Here is a 20128-nt window from a genome sequence, read left to right as displayed (position 1 = left end):
GGCTTAGCCTACTGCGTAACAATAAGCTTCTGTCGGTTTTGCAGCTGGCCGTTTTCATTGTGTGCTGTAAATACATACACGCCGCTGCTGAGCTGGCTGAGTGAAATTTGTACAGTGCCGCCGGTAGTCTGGTCATTAAGTACGGTGCGGCCGGCGGCATCGGTAAGCTGCCACGCAGTGGTGCCTGCAGCTGTAAATGTAACCACGCCGCCAGACTGTACAGGGTTGGGGAAAAGTGTCATTGCTTCATTTACCGACGACTCATTTACACCTGTGGCATTGCATTGAAGCGTGGCGATAAGAGCAAACGGCGTAAACGAAAAATCGCGGCCCACGGTCCAGCCATCTGACCGGGTGTAAATAACCGGTTGCGGGGGCAGCGGTGTATGGGTTGTAATGGTTGTGGTGATATCCTGCATATTACAGGCGGCACCCAACACACTGCCAATTTTATACAACCGGGTTGCAGCTCCCTGTGCCGTTCCGTTTTCCAGCACAAAAATTTCATCGGCATTACCCAGCATGGGCAATGAATAACTCGATGGTACAATCGTATTATCTATACAGGCAGCAGCCTGCAGTACATTTCCGCTTGTGTCAAACTGAAACAGCTGACCAAGTGCTGAAATGTTTACCGGAGAATTACGTGTACCGGCACCATACACCGTTCCGTTTGATGCAGGCATCAGATAAAAAAGTACATCGGTATTGATTGTGGTGGATGTATAGGTTTTTATCCACACCACATTTCCCTGCGGATCAAATTTCATCAGATACGGATCATTATCACTTCTGCCTGATACCATAATACTGTTGTCCTGCAACAGTGAGATACCTCCCAGCACACCATCGCCGGGATTCCACCAGCCCTGCATCCTGTAACTGGTAAGTACATTGCCGGCTGTATCAATTTTTATGTAAGAAAGAAAATCGCCGCTTTTACCGATAATTACATAATTACTATCGGGCAAGGCCACACCGCGCCCTCTGAATTTTGCACCTGTGGTATCTGTACTGTATAATTTACCCCAACGCAACGTACCGTTGGCATTTGTGCGCAGGAGTTGTACATGTGTATCAAACGAAAGCCGGAGCATGTAGCCTCCATCATACATTTTATGACAGCCGGGATTGCCCACCAGATAGGTATTGGTTACTTCGTAAAATTTCGACCAGTTCAACGTACCGGCGGCGCTGAGTTCGGCCACAAAATAATTTTTATAGAATAAACTGGAAAACTCCTCAAACTGACCAAACACCCAGATCGAACCATCACTGTTTTCGCCTATGGTACGGATGGTAATGTTTGTGGTCGTGTCAAAATCATCAAGTTTCGACGACCAGAGCACACTGCCGTTAGAAGCAGTGCGCGTAATCACACCAAAACTGGAAATCAGAAAACCCGGATTTTCTGTCCAGGCCAGCAGCAAATCTGAATTGGCACATTGCGTCATCGCCGAAGGTTCAATCTGATCCTGATTAGCAGGAAAAGCAGAATACGCCTGCACAAACGGAGCCTGTGCCTGAAGTTGCAGCACGCATAACGTAAATACGGCAGCAAAAAATGAGTTACGGAAAAATGGGTTCATGGATCATTTGGTTTGTGTAAATGATCAAGGGGGAGTTGCAATGATACACTATTAATCTTCTACAGGCAGCACACCAAAAAATCTAACGGCAGTAAATTCTTTTTAGCCGCCGCAACTTTAGAAAAAATTTACTACCATAAAACGGATTAAACTGTATTTATAAATAAGATACAGCAGGAAAACATAAAGCGGTGAATGGACCGAATTTCAGGAGTGTTTAGATTTTACAACAGCTGTTAAGTCCAGGCAAGAATGTTACCTTGATCTTACACAACGGCAATCCGATTTCATCCGGCTTGTTTTTTCATAAACTGTTCAAGCCCGTTCATTGCGGTGACCGAAACTTTCTTTCTCAAAAAACCGAACCGCCCAAACAGCACACCTGTTGTGCCTAATGCCATGCGGCTCCAGCGCGGGAAATCAAACACATCGTTGTGCCGGTAAATCAATCCGTCGCGGAACTGCAAAGTGGCGGTGATGTGATTCTCCACCACCCTGCCCGTTTTCGAAAACGGATAAGTGGCAATCCATTTCACCACCACAGTATCGCCTTCTTCTGTCAACACCTCAAAGGTGAGTGTGAGCGCCTTGCTACGTGACAGCAGCATTTCCCACATGGCGCATACCTTATCATAATTGAGGTTATGAAAAACCGGATCGTTAAACACCACATCCTTGTGGTAACAGTTTTTCATTTCAGCCGCATTACGGCTGGCGAATGCAGTGTAAAAGCGGCGGGCGGTTTCAGCGTGCATGTGCGTTTGGTTTGGTGGCAGGAAGATACACACATTTCGCACGTGCCTGTCAGGTGGCTTCAACAGGCTCAGCCACCCGAATTATTGTGCTACTACAATGCGCTGCGTAGAAAATGCATCGGTCTGGAGGTTGCGCAGACGGAAGAAATACACACCCGCCGGCAAAGCCGAAATATCAATACTGCCGTTGCTTACCTGCGTTTGCAGTATAGTACGCCCGGTCATGTCAATAGCTTCTGCAGCAAACTGTTCGCTGCCGTTCCAGTTGCGGATTTGCACAGTACCGCTGGCCGGATTGGGGAACAGTAAATTGCTTTCGGTCACTTCGTTTTCGTCCACACCCGAAAGATCGGGGCCGGTGCGGAAAACCGGGCGCATCATCAATGCCCCTTCAAAAATTGAGGTGTACCAGGTTCCGTTGGTGTTGTAGAAGATTTTGTCTGAACGGTTATTGTTAAAATCAAAACCAATATACATCCGGTCAATGGCAAATTGCTGCCAGCCAATATAATATGTACCCGACAAAACTACCAAACCACTGTCAATGGTATAGGTCACAAACCGATTGGGGGCATCAGTTGAATAGTCGGGCGTTTCGCCGCTTTGCTGGTAAATGATGGTGCCGGGCTGATTGCCTGCGCCGTTACTCCACACGGTGAGACGAAACTGGCGCAGATCAATATTGTCGATATCCTGTACAGGCAGGAAATACATCTGCACAGCTTTCAGCGTGTCTGTCACACCAGCAGGCAGCGTAAACTGGTAGGCAAGCAGCGAATTCACACCATAAAGACCATAGCCCACTTCGGCGGTGCCATCATCGTAAGCATAGAAATTGTTAAACCGCTGCACGGCCCGTGCCGAATCGCGTCCCTGTGCACCGGCACTGAATTCGTAATCAGTGGTAAAGTAATCAGGGCCGGTCATGGCCGGAAAGCCGGTAATGGCGGTCATTGTCGGATTCCACACATTGGGGCCGGTAGGATCGTCGTAAAAACCATCAATGGCATACGAGGTACAAAACGAACCGCCGCTGTTGTTTGCCGAAAAAAGTAACGTGCTGCTGCTGTTACGCACTTCAAAACCGGCGTTGGTAAACGAGGTTGACTGTGTACCGTTATTGCGCACAAACAGGCGCTGGTTGGTAACTACGGGCAGCGGGCTTTGGTTGTAGTGCCACCAGGGCATTTGCGTGTAGTTAACCAGCAAACTTTTGGGTTCATAGGCATAGCGGATGCCGCCTACCACTGTATCGTTGATATTGGAAAGTTCCTTAATGCGCACATTGTCGAGATGCCAGTGGTCGTTGCTGCCGCAAATGGAGGCATAGTTGCGGAAACGGAAGCGGAAGCCGTTGGCAAAGTAAGCGGGATTATCAAGTTTCACCATCGCCACATGAAAATTGGTATCGCTGAACGAGGGCGTGTAACCTGTTTGAAACCACACGGTTTCCCAATCGTTGCCAATGGCGGGATAGTTGAACTGCAGTAAAAACGAATCGGATGCATTGGGCGCATAGCCACGGCCCTGTGCCTGCCAGAAGAAGCGGATGTACACCGAATCGGCTATGGTTTTCGACGAAAGGTTGAACCAGTTGGAGGTTAGATAATCGGCCGGAGCCACGCTGCTTGTGCCCGCCAGCGGATCGTAAGGCATGCCGGTGAAGTCGAGCCCGTCAAACGTACACACCCCGATGTCGATAGGCGCAATGGCCCATCCGCGATTGATAAATACGCCGGAGTAGTTGCCATTGTTGGGCTGCACGGCATCGCGGTTCCAGAGCACGGTATCAGGTATGTGCGAATCGTAGCTGAAATCGTCGGTAATGCCGCTGCCGTTGGCGGGCAGGGTAATGGTATCGCCGGGCGCTACGGCGCTGCGCTGCATGGCATATTTACCGGCAAATTCGGCCTGCACGGGGTTCGAACGCAGGGGCATAAGGTATTCTCCGGGAGATTTTACCTGAACGGAGGTAACAGCAACTGGTCCTTTACCGGTTGGAAAAATAGTATCACCAGAGTGAGAAATACGATATCGTCCTGGTACGATTTGGTCAAACTCAGACAAAATAACCGGCGAGCTTGTTTGCTCAGCCCGTTGGCCATTGATCTGTGCCTCAACAAACGATGAAACAGCCAGCAGGGCTGCGCAAATAATTCCTTTTTTCATTTACTCAGGATCTTTTCCTTCTGCCGGATCACCGCCTTTACTGGCCGAGACCCGGAGATCAATCACAGACCCCGGCACAATCTGGCGGTCGCCTTCGGGAGCCGGTGTCTGTTCATAAATATACGCATTGAGCGTGTCTTTCACGCCCTCATCAGCAATAATCATCCATTCCAACCCCATATCCATGAGCTTACCACGCGCAGCACGCACCGTAAGTCCCAGCAGATTCGGAATTTTCATGCCCGAACTTTCCTCCTCCCCTTTCCCCACAAACAATTCAATGAGCGAACCTTTATCAATGGGCGTATTGGTTTCGATACGCTTGCCATTGTACCGCTGCTCCACCACACAACCGTTGCACGAATTGTTTACCAGCTTGTGCTTCATTTTGAGTCCGTAGCTTTCGCACACATACTGCGCCTGCCGCAGCGAAAGGTTTTCGAGCTGCGGCATACCAATTTTAGGAGGCACGGTAGCTGTAACGTAGAGGTAAATTTTACGTCCGTCTTTTACTTTACTTCCGGGCAGGGGTTCCTGACGGATCACCACGCCTTTGGCTTTTTTCGGATCCCAGAGTGAATCCACAATTTCGTAGCTCACATTTTTGCCTTCCACAAACTTATCGAGCGCAACCAGTTTCTGGTTCACAAAATCGGGCACATCCACCGTATCGCCGTGACGGGTGTACATGCTCATCCAGCCGAAAATAAGCCAGATAAGTAAAAACGCACCACCGAGCGCAATACCGAGATTGATTAAAAAGGTTCGGCTTTTAATAAAGGCCAGTATATTCTTGAGCATATCAGTGGGATAAAGTCAGTTGCCGCTTTTTGCGTTCGAATGCAAAATCAAGAATGCGGTCAATGAAATCATACGGTTTGTACTGGTTAATGGCGGCCTGATGGAAGATACAGGTAGCGGGCGTCATTCCGGGCAGCGAGTTCACTTCTACAAAAACGGTTTCAATATGCTCGGGGGCAAACACGCGCACAAAGGCATCAATGCGGGTGTAGCCCTGAATATTGAGCAGACGTGCAGCCCCGCCGAGGGTTGCCTTTACCTGTTCGGAAATCTTTGCCCGGTCGGCGGCATTCAAAGCATAACGTGCGGGGGTTATATTTTGTCCCTGCCCGGCCAGGAATTTTTCTTCGAGCGAAAGCACCTCGCCTTCCGAAAGGGCTTCGGAGGCTTCAAATACTTCGTATTCCAGTTCGCCCTGCGCATTGTAACGGGTAAGCATGCCGCCGGTAATTTCGAGGAAATGTGTTGCGCCGCGTTTGCTGATGAGTTCTTCGACCAGAAAAACCGTTTTAAGCGGAAATTCTTCTTTGGGCTTGATCTTGAGCAGTGCTGCCGATTCGGCATCCAGTTCCTCGGTTTTACGGAAAATGAGGCGGGCAAAGGCATCCAGCTCAGCTTCGGTCTTAATGCGGCGCACAGCCGAACTGCAGCCATCATCAACCGGTTTGGCAATAAACGGCCAGCCAATCTGTGTATTTATCTTTTCGAGAATGGCGCTGCGGCTGCTTTGCCAGTCGGCCTCAGTAACCAGCATGTGTTCGGCCACAAGGTAACCGCCCTGACGGAGAATTTCGTTGGTGCGGTATTTATCAATGGTAATTTCCGAGCTGGCTTTGCCCGAGCCGTTGTAGGGAATGCCCATGGCATCAAGCTTTTCCTGCACGGCACCGTCTTCGCCGGGGCGGCCGTGCAGGGCAATAAACACAGCATCGCATTCCGTGCCCAGCTCTTCGTATGTAATGCGGCGGGGCGCGGCTAATGCACCGGCGTCGGAATAGGTATGTGTAATTGACGTGCAGGTGTTGATGATGCGCTGCACCACGGGATGTACATTCCAGTGGTTGATTTTCTCGCGGATATCATCGGCATTGTCTTTCAGCAGCACATTTACCGGAATCACATACAACTCATGCGCTCCGGTGCTGCCGGTAAGGAACACAGGCACGGGCGCATAGCGGGTTGAGGAAGCCAGCTTTTCGTAAATATTGCGGCCGCTTTCTACGGAAATATGCCTTTCCGACGAGTAGCCGCCAAGTACCACGGCCACGCGGGTTTTCTGTGTGCTTTGCGTGCGGGCATGGTGCATGGCTGCGTCAAGTGCATCGAGCAGGTGGTTGAAGCGGTGGCCGTTTTTATCGGCGCGGATGCGGCGGCGCAGCGAGGTGCGGATGATGTAGGTGAGAAACTGCGAGGGATTGAGCCCGATTTCGGCGGCCTGATGGAAGAAAAACGACGAAGGCATCATGCCCGAAGTGGTGTTCGGATCGTTGAGGAAAATGCGGCCTTCGGCGGTAATGAACCCGTCGATGCGGGCGTACACATCGAAGCGGAGTGCATTAAACAGGCGCTCGCATTCGGTGCGTATTTCTTCGATCTGTGCATCGGGCAGTTCTACGGGCGTAATCTTGCGCGAGAGGCCGGGCAGGTATTTGGAGCGGTAGTCGAAAAGTTCGCCGCCTTTGCGTATTTCGGTGGGCGGCAGGGCCACGGGCTGGTCGAGTTCGTCCTGCACCACAATGCACGAAAATTCCTTGCCGGCAATAAAGCCTTCGATGAGCACTTCGCTTTCGGCGTTAAGTGCTTCGAGGCGCACTGCTGCTTGGCTGGCGGCAAAGTGGGCATTGAGTTTTTGCAGCAGTTCGTCGGGGTGCCACACGGTCTGGCTTTGGATGCCTTCGGCGGTGAAAATGGCCGGCAGTCCGATGCCTTCGCGTATATCGGTAAGTGTACGCAGGAAAACTAGACGGGCGTTATCGTCCATACCGTTCCACTGCGCGGCAGTGAGCGTGGTAATGAAAAAGCTTTTGTCGATGGCGGCTTCAAACGCAGCCGGGTCGGCTTCGCGCAGAATGGTAACGCCAATGGATGAGCCTTGTGTGGCCGATTTAACCACCAGCGGAAAGCCAATGGCACTTTTTGCGCGGTTGAATACATCGGTCCGGCCGCCCTGCATCCAGGCCGTGCGCTCCACGGTAAAGAATTCGGGCGAGGCAAAGCCGGCATTGACCATAAGGCGTTTCTGCACGGCCTTGTCGATACCGATGGCCGAGGGCAGAATGCCGCTGCCGGTGTAGGCAATGCCAAGATACTCAAGCAGTCCCTGAATGCGGCCGTCTTCGCCATCGGGCCCGTGCAGGCAGAGGAACGCAAGGTCAATGAGTTCGGCCAGTTGGCCGGGCTGCACAAGGCGGCCCAGCGGGGCAGCCAGTTCGCGGCGCCGCATGGCATCGGGGTTCAGGCTCTCGGCATAAATCTGAAACTCGCCCGGCGATTCGGGGATGAGATCAACCGGCGGATAAAAATCGCGGATGGAGCCTTTGTACACATACTGCCAGTCGAGCAGGATAAACTGGCCGAAACTGTCCACAAACAAAGGCACCGGCTCAAAAAGCGCCTTGTTGAGATTATCATAAACCGTGCGGCCGCCGGCAAACGAAATTTCACGTTCGCGGGAAGTGCCGCCGAAAAAAATACCAATTCTTAGTTTCATAGCAACAGCCCCAAAGATAGTGCTTCTGCACCGCCCCCTGCAGACCTGCAGGAGCAATGTTGCCGAGTTTTTTTCACATCAGGCTGTTAGCCGGATAACTGCCTGAGAGATTGGCAGGATTTTTTCTTATTAATGATTGTGCGTCTTTTTTTGACCGCCCTTCGTTTCTTTTTCGCCAAGCCCCTTCAGGTATTGATTCAAAAAGCGCATCAATCGGCCAAAAAATCCTGCAAAATAAAAGCGCAACAAAAAATCCTGACAAACTCTAAAAATTGAACAGATTGATTTCAAGTACAAAAGCCTGCCGTTCGGCACTGCGCGGATTAGGCAGCTGCCAGCCGCCACAAATCTGAAAGCGCGATGTTACATTATACACCAGTCCGGCCACGGTTACGCTGTTCTTATGACTTCCCGAAATATGATCGGCCATAAACCAGAACTTTGGGGTAAGATGAACCTCGGCCCCGGCCTGGATACCGATGCGGTTACCCCCGCCTACAAAGCGCCAGTCGGTAAGATACGGCCCGGCCACCAACCTGAATTTTTCGGGACGATGATAGCCAAGCAAACCATAAGTAAAATGGGTAAACCGTTTCGCATTGATCTCGCTGTAAAGGTTAAAACCGGCTTGTGTGCCTGCATTCACAAACCAGTTCTGAGAAAGATTTATCCTTTTTTGTGACGTAATCAGCAACAGCGGATAATACGGATAAGGCTCGCGCGAGTTAAACGGATGGGATACGATAAGCGAAGGCTGCCGGGTAAAGTTGAAATAGGTGTTGACCAGATTTATTCCCGCCTCAAAATTATTGCCCAAACCTGCCACAAAATGCGATTTTGAGGTAAACCGGTAATGTGAATAAAAATTTATCTGCTGCTGAAAAAACACTTTGCCTTTCGGCGTCACATCTCCCGAAGGAATATTGAAAAGGTTTTGCTGTGCGTGAAGGTAATTACCTCCTGAAAAATAAATCAGACCGGACAGCAGAATTAATTTAATTTTCATGAATGATTATAATTATTCTTATAGTTATGAATGATTAAAATTCACACCTGAATTGCAGCAAAAATAATTCCTAAATATCCATACCTGTTACCCCGGAGTTCCGTTATTTAAATACAAGCAAAAAATAAATTGTAAATTATTGATTTTCATTGCATTAAATAATTTTAATATACAATAAAAACAAATTAAACATTCTTTTCTTCACCAAAAGAAATCGGGGTTTGGCACGCATGATTTTTTTAGATCAATTTGTCAAAAAAAAATAGATTTTTATTATTGATAATTAACTCTGCCTTAAGAATCAATTTTGGCAACAAACAAGAAAATACAATGTGTATTTTCCGGAACTGTGCCAAACAAAGGCAAATTATGTTTTCACAAATAAAAGGCTGTTTATAAATCATCCATTGACTTTGTTATGGCCTGTTGTTACTCATCCTGCGTTACATTTTTGCCAATCCCGGATGGATCTGTAATACCGTAAAACGAAAAGCGGGTATAAAGACACTAAATCGTTAGAAACAGTCAGGAAATTTTGTTTTGATTTTGATGAATTTTTTGACTGATTGAGGCGCTTTTTAAACAGATAGTTGGAAGGTCGTTGAGAAAAAAGTAATAAAGGGAATCAACAAAGACGCAAAATCATTAAAAAGAAAATTCCCTGACAGGCTCTCAGGAACAAAAAACCCTAACAGGCGCTTAAAACTTATTTCACATTACGCTAAAAATATTCGCAAAATATTTACATTAAAATCAGCCATCCCGAATATATACGGATTTTCACCGGCAATAAACCCCGTTTCAGCAGCAAATCCAATCTGTTCACCGAAAAAAGTATCCATAACCCATGTTTTCACGTAGAACCTTCAAAACCCTTGCATTATGAATATGAAGCGTCTTTACAGTCTTACCGCATTTATTCTGGCTTATGTTTTCCTTGCCTCCTGCGGTGGTGAAAAAAATTCAGCCGCATCATCAAATGGCATGCTTTATGGCATTCCGATCAATACCATAAGTGTAAAAGGAGTAACTGAATCAAACATTACAAATACCGCTTTCTGGAAAGTACCGCTTGATCCGGGTGTGTTTTTCTTTAAGAAATTTGATGGACTGAAGGCTGACCTGAAAGTTACGGATGCCAGAGTATATCGTACAAACGACATTCGCATTCTTGTACAAAATGGTAAGCGTCAATTATTTATCGACAAATCGGGCACCTTGCATGAAGGTGATAAGTTTTATCAGATGAATGATCAGGTGAATAGTCTGATAAAAAGTATTGCACCCGATTCTATTGAGCAGAAACTTAGTTTTGATTTTCTGGTGATGAAGCGTTAAGCCACGCTGTAAATGCCTGAAAGGCCCGTGCCCGGTGGCTTACTTTGTTTTTTTCCTCAAGTGTCATTTCGGCAAAACTGCGTGTGCTGCCCTCGGGTAAAAAAACCGGGTCATAGCCAAAGCCAGCACTTCCGGAAGGTGTAAGCGCAATTTCTCCGTTCACAATTCCTTCAAACAGTTTTTCCTCGTTGCCGTTAATAAACGCAATTACGGTTCTGAAACGTGCGCTGCGGTTGACTTTTCCGTCCAGCTGGTGAAGCAGTTTGGCGATATTATCGCTGCTGCTGCGCTGTTCGCCTGCATAGCGGGCTGAATATACGCCGGGAGCTCCATCAAGCGCCTCTACTTCAAGGCCGGTATCGTCGGCAAAACAGGGTTTTCCGGTGCGTGCAAATACCGCCCGCGCTTTTTGAAGTGCATTGCCTTCAAGCGTATCCGCTGTTTCTTCCAGTTCATCGTGAATGCCTGCTTCCGACAGCGTTACCAGTTGAAAAGCCTGACCCAGTATAGCCTGAATTTCGAGGCATTTATGCCGGTTTTGCGTAGCAAATACAAGTGAAAGTGGTGAAAATTTCATTTATTCTGTGAATCGTTTAGCTTGCGGATTCAGGTAACGAAAATCGGTTATTTTTGCGTCCCAGCCAAGAGTATGTCCGATCTTCACTTTTCTTCACAAGAACAGCGCATCAATCTTATGATTATTGGTGCGCAGAAGGCCGGTACAACTTCATTAAAGGAATATCTCGGCGAACATCCCGCTCTGAAAACTCATTTACACAAAGAGTTCAGCTATTTTTTTGATGATGATGATTATTCCGGGGGATACGCAAAAGCATTAAAAAAGTATTTCCCCGACGCCACGCCGGCACAGCAGCTCATTGCAAAAAATGCGGGATTGTACACCAGTGAGGAAGGCCTGAAAAGGCTGTATAACCACAATCCCGAATGCCAGGTGGTTATTCTGCTCCGTAATCCGGTGCAGCGCACCTACTCGGCTTTTCTGATGGAAAAGAACTATGGCCATATCGATATTCCCTTTCAGGACATGCGGGCGATTATTGAAAAAGCCGACTCCAACGACTGGCGCTATTCGTTTCTGGTGGGTATGAGTTTGTATGATCATCATCTGGAAATGATTTACCGGTATTTCCCCCAAAAGCAGGTAACCATTATCCGCTACGAAGACCTGAACAGCAAACCAGTTAAAGTATGCCGCGATATTTTTGTAAAACTGGGTGTTGATGCGGGATTTACGCCAAACACAGCCGTACGGCACAATGTAACGCATAAAACACGTTCGGAAAAAATGGGGCGCATGATTACAAATTTGCTGCGCAACAACAACCGCATCAAAAAAATTGCCCGTTTGATTTTACCCGGCAGTACCGATTACAAAGCGGGCGAGCTGCTTCGGAAAGCCAATCTGACCAAAGCCCGCCATGAACCTATTGATTCGGAAATGGCCGTATTTTTAAAGGAATACTACAAGCCACACAACGAGCGTCTGACAAAGCTAACGGGTATGGATTTCAGCAACTGGAATAATTAATCGGCCTGAAGCCGGTATTCGCTATTGGTTTTATCCGCTTATCCGAATCCTCCTTCGCTTCGTTTCGTTTAATGAAAAAAACAATTTTATACCACGTGATTGTATTATCTTCATCGTCGGAAACACCTACTCCGAATGGCCCAGGATGCTGATGGAAGAGCCAGCCGAATACGAAATTAAGCCCCGAACCTCGTTCACACCGGGTATTGCCGAACTGGTGCAATACCGTGAACTCTTTTACTTTTTTACCTGGCGCGATATAAAAGTAAAATACAAACAGACCGTACTTGGCTTTGCGTGGACGATCCTGCAACCTTTGCTGATGATGGGGTTGTTTACCTTGTTTTTCTCAAAAGCAGTAAGCCAAACCGCCGGTAATATTCCCTATCCGGTGTTTGTGCTTTCGGGCTTATTGCCGTGGATGCTTTTTTCGTCGGGGCTTTCAAATGCGGGCAACAGTATGGTGGCCAATGCGCACATGATAAAGAAGATTTATTTTCCGCGTCTTATTCTGCCCGTTTCGGCGGTGCTGGTGGCGTTGTTTGATTTGCTTATGGCCTTGCCCGTATTTGTATTGGTGCTGTTGCTATACGGCGTGGCTCCTGGCTGGCAGGCCTTGTGGTATGTGCCGCTTTCGCTGCTGCTTATTCTCATCACCACAATTGGTGCGGGGTGTCTGCTTTCGGCGCTCACACTCAAATACCGTGATTTTCGTTACGTACTTCCGTTTCTGATTCAGATACTTCTGTTTGCCACACCGGTAATTTATCCGGCCGGTTTTGTGGAGCAGAAATGGATTCAGCAATTACTCATGCTTAATCCGATGAGCGGAGCGGTATCGCTGTTCAGGGCCATGTTTAACGGGCAGGCGGTTGATGCCGTGCACCTGGCCATTAGTGGCGGTGCGGCTTTGCTGCTGCTGCTTTGCGGTGTGTATTACTTTCGCAAAACCGAAACCTACTTTGCCGATTTAGCCTGATGAAACCTGCGCTTGAAGTAAACCGCATATCGAAATCGTTCAGGCTGATGCACCGGCAGCAACCTTACCTGAGCCTGCGCGACTCGCTGGCCGGTATGTTTAAGCGCAGCGACCAAACCAGCGAAATGTTTCATGCGCTGAGCGACGTGAGCTTCGACGTACAGCGCGGTGAAGCGGTGGGCATTATCGGCAAAAACGGCGCAGGTAAATCAACCCTGCTGAAAATTCTTTCCAAAATTACTCCGCCCGATTCGGGCACTGTGCGTGTGCGCGGACGCATTGCCTGTTTGCTTGAAGTGGGCACCGGCTTTCACCCCGAACTCACCGGCCGCGAAAACGTGTACCTCAACGGGGCTATTCTGGGCATGACACGCGCGGAGATTAACCGCAATTTTGACGATATCATCGATTTCTCCGGCACCGGAAAATTTGCCGATACGCCGCTCAAGCATTTTTCGAGCGGCATGCAGCTGCGCCTTGCCTTTGCAGTAGCCGCTTTTCTGGAGCCAGAAATTATTGTGATTGACGAAGTGCTTGCCGTGGGTGATGCCGAATTTCAGCAAAAATGCCTCGGCAAAATGGATGACATAAGCCGGAGCGGACGCACGATATTATTTGTAAGCCACAACATGGCCGCCGTGCAATCGCTCTGCAGCAAAACCATTCTGCTTTCGGGCGGTAAGGTAAAAAGCATGGGCAAAACGGCTGATGTAATTGCCGGCTACCTGAACGAAAACTTAGGCAGCGCAAGCAGCTACGAACCCAACCGCGCACTGCAAAAGCCCACCGGCTTCACCCGCATTGATTTGCTGAAACCGCCCGGCCCCAACGGCGAAGCGGCTGTGGTAAAATTTACCATTCACACCGATAAAGCCTGCACCGCTGCGCTTGATATCCGCCTGCAATCGTACCAGGGCACACCAGCGGCATTCGGATCGTTGGGTACACTTGCACGAAACAATCAGCTTGCGCTGCAAAACGGCGTCAACACGGTGGAAGTAAGTATCGACATGAGCCGCATGGCCAACGGCCTCTACGCGCTTAGTGCCGATTTAACCGTGCCGCATAAAGAATATTACGACCGCGCCGATATGGCTTTTTATATTGAAAATTGCCTGAACCCGGCCAACAGCGGCGATGAAATTCTGCTGCAGGAATGGAACTACGGGTATTATCACCTCCCGGTAACACTCAACTCGTTTAACTGATGCGGCGACTGATTTATAAAATACTGAACCGTTTGCTGCACAGCGGGAAGTTTGGCGACATTGCCCATCGCAAGGCATTGTTCAATTATCTGCCCAAACAAAAAGCACTGCATTATGTGGATGTGGGCGCTTTTCACGGTTACTTTTTTGAAACGGTGAAAGACGAGGTTAACATTGCCTCGGCTGTGCTCATTGAACCGCAGCCCGCGCTGGTGAATGAACTCCGGCAGAAATACGGCAATGATTCTTCCATTAAAATATTTGATACCGTACTCAGTGATACGCGCCGCGAAGTAGAATTTTACCGTCAGGCTGAAAGTGCAACCTCTTCCATGTTGCGCATCGACGAAAAGATGCTGGGCGGACATCTTGATACTTCCGTGGCCGAGGTAACTACTCACACCGCTGTGCCGCTCGATGAACTGCTGGCAAACGATACACGCCAAATCGACTTTCTGAAAATGGATGTGCAGGGCGCTGAATTGCTTGTGCTTAAAGGCGCTCAACACGTATTAAAGCGTACTTCTTTCCTCTGGATAGAAGTATCGTTTAAACCACTTTACAAAGGAAGCGCCACATTTGATGAGGTGTACCGCTACATGAACGACAGCGGTTTCAGGCTCATCAGTTTGCTTGAGGGATACCGTAACAAGCAAAATGAGCTTCTTCAGGCCGATTGTTTATTTGAACGTATTGCGCATGATTAACCGGATTCTTTTTTCAATCCGGCAACGGATTTTCTGGCGCGGTGTGCGAAAAAAGCAGGCTGCATGGAAACGGCTTCCGCAAGACGGGCGCATGGTGAAACTCTCACCCGCCAAAGGTTTAAGCATGCAGGTAGAAACCGGCAACGAGCTTTCTGCCGCCATCTACAACGGCTCGTTTGAATGGGCCGAACGCGAATGGCTTACGGCTTATCTCGATGAAAATTACGACACCTTGTTTTACGACATTGGTGCTAACATCGGACTGATGAGCCTTCTGGCCGCTCAAAAACTTCGTCACACCGGCGAAGTGGTGGCGTTTGAGCCCGTGCAAAGCACATACGATAAACTGCTGCAAAATATTTCACTCAATCCGCAGCTCGAAAATATTCAGCATTTACGTTTAGCCTTATCCGACCAGAACGGCGAGCAGAAAATTTATCTGACCGGCCCGGGACGTGATGCCTGGAATTCACTTGTTCCGGCTGAGGGCGTGAAAAGCGAAACCATCCTTACCGCCAAACTCGACGACCTGCTGGAGCAGGATGCACTTGATCTTCCGCCACCCACACTGATGAAAATTGATGTGGAAGGCTGGGAAATACATGTGCTGCGCGGTGCCGAAAAAACACTGCGCGAATGGAAGCCGGTGATGCTTATTGAATTTACAGCTTCAAACCTCGAAGCAGCCGGTGCAAGCTGCCGCGCACTGGCCGATGAAGTAATCAGCCATGGCTATACACTGCATGAATACAATGCCGTAACCCGGCAGCTTGTACCGGTGTATGATTTCTCATTCGCACACAAAAACCTCGTTGCACTACCCGCATGAGTATGTCGCTGCCCCGCATAAGTATTGTGATTCCGTCCTACAACCAGGGCGCATACATTGGCGAAACGCTCGAATCTATTGCACAGCAGCAATATCCCGATCTCGAATTATTTGTATTCGATGGTGGCAGCAAAGACGATACGGTGAATGTGATCCGCCGTTACGAACATCTCATCACCTACTGGGAAAGCGAAAAAGACCGCGGCCAGTCGCACGCTATCAACAAAGGATTCGACCGCGCCACCGGCTATCTTTTCAACTGGCTTAACAGCGATGATTTAATGGAGCCGGGCGCGTTGTTTCACCTTGCTGAACTGGTGGATAAAAATCCGCAGGCCAGTTTGTTCTGCGGCAGCACACGCATTTTCAATACACAGGGCACGCAGCGTTATTCGGGCCCGGTGCTGTTTGCACAACCGGAAATTACACTTGGTTACGGGCAAATCAATCAGCCTTCCATGTACTATCGCCGCGATGTGTGGGAACCGGATAATTTCTGCAACGAAAGCCTGCACATGTGTATGGATCTCGACTTATGGATGCGTTACCTTGTGGCGCACGGCCAGCAAAATGTGGTGCAAACCGATTTTCACCTCACCGCTTTCCGCCTGCACGACATGTCGAAAACATTGAGTCAGGGCGAAAACGGTTTCCGGCGCGAAATTGATGCACTTTACACCACGCTCTACAGCAACCTGAAAAATTACACCGGTCCCCAGCGCGAACTTATTGCCGCAAGCGAAAACTACTACTGGCTCTGGCGTGCCGATGAACTCATGCTTAAACGCGCGTGGACAGAAGCGAAACGTAGTTTGAAAAAGGTTAACTTCTTCCGGCTTGAGGCCACTGCGCGCCGCCGTTACCTCGGTGTGTACCGGCGACTTATGCTTAAGAAATAATGCGATGAACACGGCGAATACATATCCGAACACCGCCATACTTGTACTCTCGTGCGACAAGTATGCCGACGTGTGGCCGCCGTTTTTCGATTTTTTTGAGCGGTACTGGAAGAATTGTCCGTACAAAATTTACCTCGGTGTAAATGAAAAAGAGTTTGTGCGGGAAGGTGTAACCGTGCTTAAATCAGGCCCTGCGCGAAGCTGGACGGAAGATACTCGCGCTATTCTGGAACAGATGCAGGAGCATAATATTATTCTGCTGCTCGAGGATTATTTTCTGAACGGCCCGGCCGATGAAGAAAAATTGCAGCAATGTATTTCGCTGCTTGAAAATGAGGCGGCGGTGTTTATGCGCATAGCCTGTTTCCCGGCCGATCATTTCAGCGACTATGCCTACGATACACTTGCGCATGCACCGTGGTGCGGAAAAACACGCCCTGGTGCGCCTTACCGCGTAAATCTTCAGGCCGGACTCTGGAACCGCGAAGGTTTTCTGACCATGCTCAGCGGCACTGAAAATCCGTGGGAGTTTGAGCATAATGCCTCAGCGCGGAGTGCGGCAATGACGCCGGCATTTCTCGGGCTTGCAGAAAATCCGAAGCTGAATTATGTACATGGCCCGGTGCAGTATCTCTGCACGGCTGTCACAAAAGGTAAATGGATGTATGATGCCGTGCAGCTTGCCCGCCGCGATGGCATTACACTTGACACGACTGCACGGCCGGTAGAAACGCGCTGGCAGTATTTGCGGCGGCGCATGTACCACGCCATGCCTTTTGCACTGCGGCCGTACATGGATTTTATCCGCAATAAATTCCGCCGCCGCGCATGAACGCTCAACGCCCGTGGTTTCCCAATCTCAACGGCATACGCAGTGTGGCCTGCCTCATGGTGTTTGCGGCGCATGGCTGGGACTACCTCAACAACCGCAGCAGCATGCACCCGGCCGAAAGCTGGCTTTACACCCATTTCATCAACGGCCTCGGCACTACCGGTGTGTGTTTGTTTTTTGTGCTGAGTGGTTTTCTTATTTCGCGCCTGCTTTTACATGAAAAAGAGCAAAGCGGAACCATCAGCTTAAAGCATTTTTATTTGCGCCGTGTGCTGCGCATCTGGCCTGTTTTCTTTGTGGTGGTGGCCGCCGGCTTTTTTGTGGTACCGCTGCTCACAGGTACATTCAGCAGCAGCACCACCACACAGCATTTACCGTGGTACATCCTCTTCGCCAACAATTTCGATCGTTTACTTACCGGCTTCACCGGCTTCGGCAACGATAGTTTGGGCGTGCTGTGGTCAATTGCGGTGGAAGAACAATTCTATCTGCTCTGGCCGTTAGTGGTGCTGCTTGTAAACCGCAACTGGTTTCCGCTGGTTCCTCTGCTGGCTGTGGCCGGCTCAGTTGTATTCCGTTACTGCAATGCAGGCAGCACCGATGTAATCACCTTCCACACCCTAAGCGTAATGGGCGATCTGGCCATGGGCAGTTTGCTGGCGTGGAGCACAATGTATCGTCCGCGCACACTTACACCCGTGTGGCGAGGCGCAAACTATTTGTTTCTGGCTGTAGTAGTGGCGTTGCATCAGCCCCTGCTTCATGCGCCTGAGTTTGCCGTGTTCGGGCGCACCCTGCTCGCACTCGGTTTTGTGTTTCTGATTGAAGATCAGGTGTTGGTTGCGGAAGGCCGGTTCCGGTTTTCATCAGCCCGCTTGCTGAGCCGGTTCGGGGTTGTTACTTATGGGGTGTATTGTTACCACTTGTTTGTGATCATGCTTATTCAAAAGCTGAATGTGAAATTGGGGTGGGAAACAATTGGTACGGGTGTATTTGTGTTTGAACTTCTGGTGGTATTTTTAATTACACTTGGCGCAGCTGTATTGAGTTATCGGGTAATGGAGAGGCCGTTGCTTAGAATTGGGCAAAAGGTTGGTGCGAGTGAAGTGAGCTCTTAGCTTGTGAAGTTATTATTGCAAATAGTCAACCTCGCATTCACGGTACAGTGTGGCCGTCGGGCGTGGTGGCTTTGGCTACAATATTACGTTCAATTTCGGGTGCATCGAGGTGAGAAGCCTGATTGGGCGGATCGGTTTGAATGTAGCTTTTACGGCGGCCCTGTTTGAAAGCGCTTTCTGCGATCACTTCTTCCTGCCCCGTTTGCAGGTTGGTGCGCGTATAGGTGGTATTTCCGTTACTGTCAGTGGTGCGGCTTACTTTGTAGCGACCTGTTTCTGTGCCTCCGGCGTTGGTAAATTGTTGTTTGGAGATGGTCAGTTAGTATATTCTATTTGCTATTCCAATGCAATTATTAAATGTGTTGTCAGTTATTGCAGCCCCTTCGATATTCAGATTCATCTCAAATATTACATTATTAAATATTGATTTTGAAATTCCTGCATTATTATAATTGCACGTATCAAAAATACAACTGATGAATTTACATTCAAAGAAATCTACATTTGAAAACGAACAGTTAGCAAATATACATTTTGAAAAAATTACATTAGAAAATTCACTTTTATTAAATTCGCAATTTTGAAAAATACTATTTGCAAATTCGCTATTTTGGAAATCAATTCCATAAAATTTTGTTGTGATAAAATTTGAATCGATAATATTTGAACTATAAAAGCCTATTGTGTGAATAATTAGTCTATTGATTACTAAAGAGTCAATTTCCACTTCAGAAAAAGCATCTGAATTAATTTCACCAGAATTAATATTATGAGAAATTTGAAGGAGATGGTCATGTGTTATTTTATGTTTCATTACAGTTGTGTTTTTACTTCAACAATTCTTTGTAACTCATCTTGAGTCAAGTTTACATTTAGCCATTCCCATAAAGATTTATGGTCAGCGATATTCAAGAATGTGGAATTTAAAATTACACTTCTTTTTACAGGTTCATTAGTTTTTGAGTTATTAAAATATCCAGGAGGAGTTCCTTTATTTCTTAATTCATTAAGTATTGATTCTCCAGATTTTTTTGGATTAAATATAAATTCGTTATTGTAAGGAGAAGGAGGTGCTTTTACATCCCATGGATTACCATTACCATCATAAAATTCAATGCCTTTGGGGCCTCTTGTAATTGGAGGAGTAATGGCACCAATATTGATTGCCTCAATACCTGTCATTGCTTCAACTCTAGTTTTAGGGGAAATATTACCGCCTTGGTCAGGATCTTCGGCTAATTGCTCAAAATTACTTTCTTGTTTATATTTTTCTGGTATTGTTTCTAATGATATGTATTTATTAATATCACGAATATTCCCTTCCCCCGGCTTATCAATCCTATATAACTTCCTAGTGACATCAGACGAATCAATATTTTCTATCGAACTCTCTAAATTAATATCAAGTTTATTATTTATTGATTTAGCTGTCTGATTGTTATCATTCTCCCCCGGCACCCTACCCAAAATCTCCGCATCCATCATAGTAGGTTTACCTGTGCTCCGTTCCACTTTCCAGTTCCCGTTCGCATCTTTTTTCAGCGTAATCTTCTGCCCGTTATCCAGCTTTATATCTATGTACTCCACATCGCCCACCGTGCGGCGCGAAAGCTGATCTTCCCTGAACGGATTTCGTTTC

At 48.1% G+C, this 20128-nt stretch carries 20 protein-coding genes; 9 read left to right on the top strand and 11 right to left on the bottom strand.

Annotated features, from left to right (window positions below; translation table 11 throughout):
- Window positions 1–8 precede the first annotated feature (8 nt).
- The 7 genes from IM638_13365 to IM638_13335 form a co-directional block, all read right to left on the bottom strand.
- Window positions 9–1589 carry a T9SS type A sorting domain-containing protein gene (locus IM638_13365; GenBank protein MCA6364023.1) on the bottom strand — a complete coding sequence of 527 codons (1581 nt, stop codon included), beginning with the start codon at window positions 1587–1589 and terminating at the stop codon, window positions 9–11.
- 287 nt (window positions 1590–1876) lie between these two features.
- Window positions 1877–2344 (bottom strand): nuclear transport factor 2 family protein, encoded by a 468-nt coding sequence (locus IM638_13360; GenBank protein MCA6364022.1) that lies wholly within the window; start codon window positions 2342–2344, stop codon window positions 1877–1879.
- 81 nt (window positions 2345–2425) lie between these two features.
- A complete protein-coding gene (locus IM638_13355) occupies window positions 2426–4513 on the bottom strand; it encodes a T9SS type A sorting domain-containing protein (GenBank protein MCA6364021.1) in 2088 nt (695 codons plus the stop codon).
- On the bottom strand, window positions 4514–5314 hold the full coding sequence (locus IM638_13350) for a PASTA domain-containing protein (GenBank protein MCA6364020.1): 801 nt from the start codon (window positions 5312–5314) through the stop codon (window positions 4514–4516).
- Between the two features lies 1 nt (window position 5315).
- On the bottom strand, window positions 5316–8024 hold the full coding sequence (locus IM638_13345) for a D-alanine--D-alanine ligase (protein ID MCA6364019.1): 2709 nt from the start codon (window positions 8022–8024) through the stop codon (window positions 5316–5318).
- 73 nt (window positions 8025–8097) lie between these two features.
- Entirely contained in the window at window positions 8098–8286 is a 189-nt protein-coding gene (locus tag IM638_13340; protein ID MCA6364018.1) for a hypothetical protein, read from the bottom strand.
- Window positions 8287–8289: 3 nt separating this feature from the next.
- The gene (locus tag IM638_13335; protein ID MCA6364017.1) at window positions 8290–9030 is read right to left on the bottom strand and encodes a hypothetical protein; all 741 of its coding nucleotides are present in this window, start codon (window positions 9028–9030) and stop codon (window positions 8290–8292) included.
- Between the two features lie 888 nt (window positions 9031–9918).
- On the opposite strand from IM638_13335, the gene IM638_13330 reads away from it, so the two are divergent.
- Entirely contained in the window at window positions 9919–10368 is a 450-nt protein-coding gene (locus IM638_13330; GenBank protein ID MCA6364016.1) for a hypothetical protein, read from the top strand.
- Here IM638_13330 and rdgB read toward each other — a convergent pair.
- Window positions 10337–10945: an RdgB/HAM1 family non-canonical purine NTP pyrophosphatase gene (gene rdgB / locus IM638_13325; GenBank protein MCA6364015.1), complete on the bottom strand. Its 609-nt coding sequence runs from the start codon at window positions 10943–10945 to the stop codon at window positions 10337–10339. The genes IM638_13330 and rdgB overlap by 32 nt on opposite strands.
- Before the next feature lie 72 nt (window positions 10946–11017).
- On the opposite strand from rdgB, the gene IM638_13320 reads away from it, so the two are divergent.
- From IM638_13320 to IM638_13285, 8 genes are all read left to right on the top strand, one after another.
- Window positions 11018–11917 carry a sulfotransferase gene (locus IM638_13320; protein MCA6364014.1) on the top strand — a complete coding sequence of 300 codons (900 nt, stop codon included), beginning with the start codon at window positions 11018–11020 and terminating at the stop codon, window positions 11915–11917.
- Window positions 11918–12068: 151 nt separating this feature from the next.
- Entirely contained in the window at window positions 12069–12896 is an 828-nt protein-coding gene (locus tag IM638_13315) for an ABC transporter permease (GenBank protein MCA6364013.1), read from the top strand.
- Window positions 12896–14104 carry an ABC transporter ATP-binding protein gene (locus tag IM638_13310; protein MCA6364012.1) on the top strand — a complete coding sequence of 403 codons (1209 nt, stop codon included), beginning with the start codon at window positions 12896–12898 and terminating at the stop codon, window positions 14102–14104. The genes IM638_13315 and IM638_13310 overlap by 1 nt, the downstream gene beginning before the upstream one ends.
- The gene (locus IM638_13305; GenBank protein ID MCA6364011.1) at window positions 14104–14811 is read left to right on the top strand and encodes an FkbM family methyltransferase; all 708 of its coding nucleotides are present in this window, start codon (window positions 14104–14106) and stop codon (window positions 14809–14811) included. Before IM638_13310 ends, IM638_13305 begins: the two co-directional genes overlap by 1 nt.
- Complete coding sequence (locus IM638_13300) at window positions 14804–15640, top strand: FkbM family methyltransferase (GenBank protein MCA6364010.1); 837 nt, start codon at window positions 14804–14806, stop codon at window positions 15638–15640. The genes IM638_13305 and IM638_13300 overlap by 8 nt, the downstream gene beginning before the upstream one ends.
- A gap of 2 nt (window positions 15641–15642) precedes the next feature.
- Complete coding sequence (locus IM638_13295; GenBank protein MCA6364009.1) at window positions 15643–16539, top strand: glycosyltransferase; 897 nt, start codon at window positions 15643–15645, stop codon at window positions 16537–16539.
- A gap of 4 nt (window positions 16540–16543) precedes the next feature.
- Window positions 16544–17371, top strand: a complete 828-nt coding sequence (locus IM638_13290) for a hypothetical protein (GenBank protein MCA6364008.1) — start codon at window positions 16544–16546, stop codon at window positions 17369–17371.
- Window positions 17368–18489, top strand: a complete 1122-nt coding sequence (locus tag IM638_13285) for an acyltransferase (protein ID MCA6364007.1) — start codon at window positions 17368–17370, stop codon at window positions 18487–18489. The genes IM638_13290 and IM638_13285 overlap by 4 nt, the downstream gene beginning before the upstream one ends.
- 37 nt (window positions 18490–18526) lie before the next feature.
- Here the strand turns inward: IM638_13285 and IM638_13280 are convergent, their stop codons facing one another.
- The 3 genes from IM638_13280 to IM638_13270 all read right to left on the bottom strand — a co-directional run.
- Complete coding sequence (locus tag IM638_13280; GenBank protein MCA6364006.1) at window positions 18527–18676, bottom strand: hypothetical protein; 150 nt, start codon at window positions 18674–18676, stop codon at window positions 18527–18529.
- A gap of 132 nt (window positions 18677–18808) precedes the next feature.
- Entirely contained in the window at window positions 18809–19303 is a 495-nt protein-coding gene (locus tag IM638_13275) for a pentapeptide repeat-containing protein (GenBank protein MCA6364005.1), read from the bottom strand.
- Window positions 19303–20128, bottom strand: an 826-nt coding sequence (locus IM638_13270; GenBank protein MCA6364004.1) for a hypothetical protein, incomplete at its 5' end; no start/stop codon positions are given. The genes IM638_13270 and IM638_13275, both read right to left, overlap by 1 nt.

It is taken from the genome of Bacteroidota bacterium (genome assembly GCA_020402865.1).
Lineage (GTDB): Bacteria > Bacteroidota > Bacteroidia > Palsa-965 > Palsa-965.
The sequence above is the reverse complement of the archived record's forward strand: the minus strand, read 5'-3'. Positions and strand labels throughout refer to the sequence as shown.

Excerpts from the sequence above, each read along its gene's own strand:
- IM638_13345 (MCA6364019.1), bottom strand. The coding sequence starts at position 8,024 with ATGAAACTAAGAATTGGTATTTTTTTCGGCGGCACTTCCCGCGAACGT.
- IM638_13305 (MCA6364011.1), top strand. The coding sequence starts at position 14,104 with ATGCGGCGACTGATTTATAAAATACTGAACCGTTTGCTGCACAGCGGG.
- IM638_13320 (MCA6364014.1), top strand. The coding sequence starts at position 11,018 with ATGTCCGATCTTCACTTTTCTTCACAAGAACAGCGCATCAATCTTATG.
- IM638_13315 (MCA6364013.1), top strand. The coding sequence starts at position 12,069 with ATGGAAGAGCCAGCCGAATACGAAATTAAGCCCCGAACCTCGTTCACA.
- IM638_13355 (MCA6364021.1), bottom strand. The coding sequence starts at position 4,513 with ATGAAAAAAGGAATTATTTGCGCAGCCCTGCTGGCTGTTTCATCGTTT.
- IM638_13360 (MCA6364022.1), bottom strand. The coding sequence starts at position 2,344 with ATGCACGCTGAAACCGCCCGCCGCTTTTACACTGCATTCGCCAGCCGT.
- IM638_13335 (MCA6364017.1), bottom strand. The coding sequence starts at position 9,030 with ATGAAAATTAAATTAATTCTGCTGTCCGGTCTGATTTATTTTTCAGGA.
- IM638_13310 (MCA6364012.1), top strand. The coding sequence starts at position 12,896 with ATGAAACCTGCGCTTGAAGTAAACCGCATATCGAAATCGTTCAGGCTG.
- IM638_13365 (MCA6364023.1), bottom strand. The coding sequence starts at position 1,589 with ATGAACCCATTTTTCCGTAACTCATTTTTTGCTGCCGTATTTACGTTA.
- IM638_13350 (MCA6364020.1), bottom strand. The coding sequence starts at position 5,314 with ATGCTCAAGAATATACTGGCCTTTATTAAAAGCCGAACCTTTTTAATC.
- IM638_13295 (MCA6364009.1), top strand. The coding sequence starts at position 15,643 with ATGTCGCTGCCCCGCATAAGTATTGTGATTCCGTCCTACAACCAGGGC.
- IM638_13285 (MCA6364007.1), top strand. The coding sequence starts at position 17,368 with ATGAACGCTCAACGCCCGTGGTTTCCCAATCTCAACGGCATACGCAGT.
- IM638_13290 (MCA6364008.1), top strand. The coding sequence starts at position 16,544 with ATGAACACGGCGAATACATATCCGAACACCGCCATACTTGTACTCTCG.
- IM638_13330 (MCA6364016.1), top strand. The coding sequence starts at position 9,919 with ATGAAGCGTCTTTACAGTCTTACCGCATTTATTCTGGCTTATGTTTTC.
- IM638_13275 (MCA6364005.1), bottom strand. The coding sequence starts at position 19,303 with ATGAAACATAAAATAACACATGACCATCTCCTTCAAATTTCTCATAAT.
- IM638_13300 (MCA6364010.1), top strand. The coding sequence starts at position 14,804 with ATGATTAACCGGATTCTTTTTTCAATCCGGCAACGGATTTTCTGGCGC.
- rdgB (MCA6364015.1), bottom strand. The coding sequence starts at position 10,945 with ATGAAATTTTCACCACTTTCACTTGTATTTGCTACGCAAAACCGGCAT.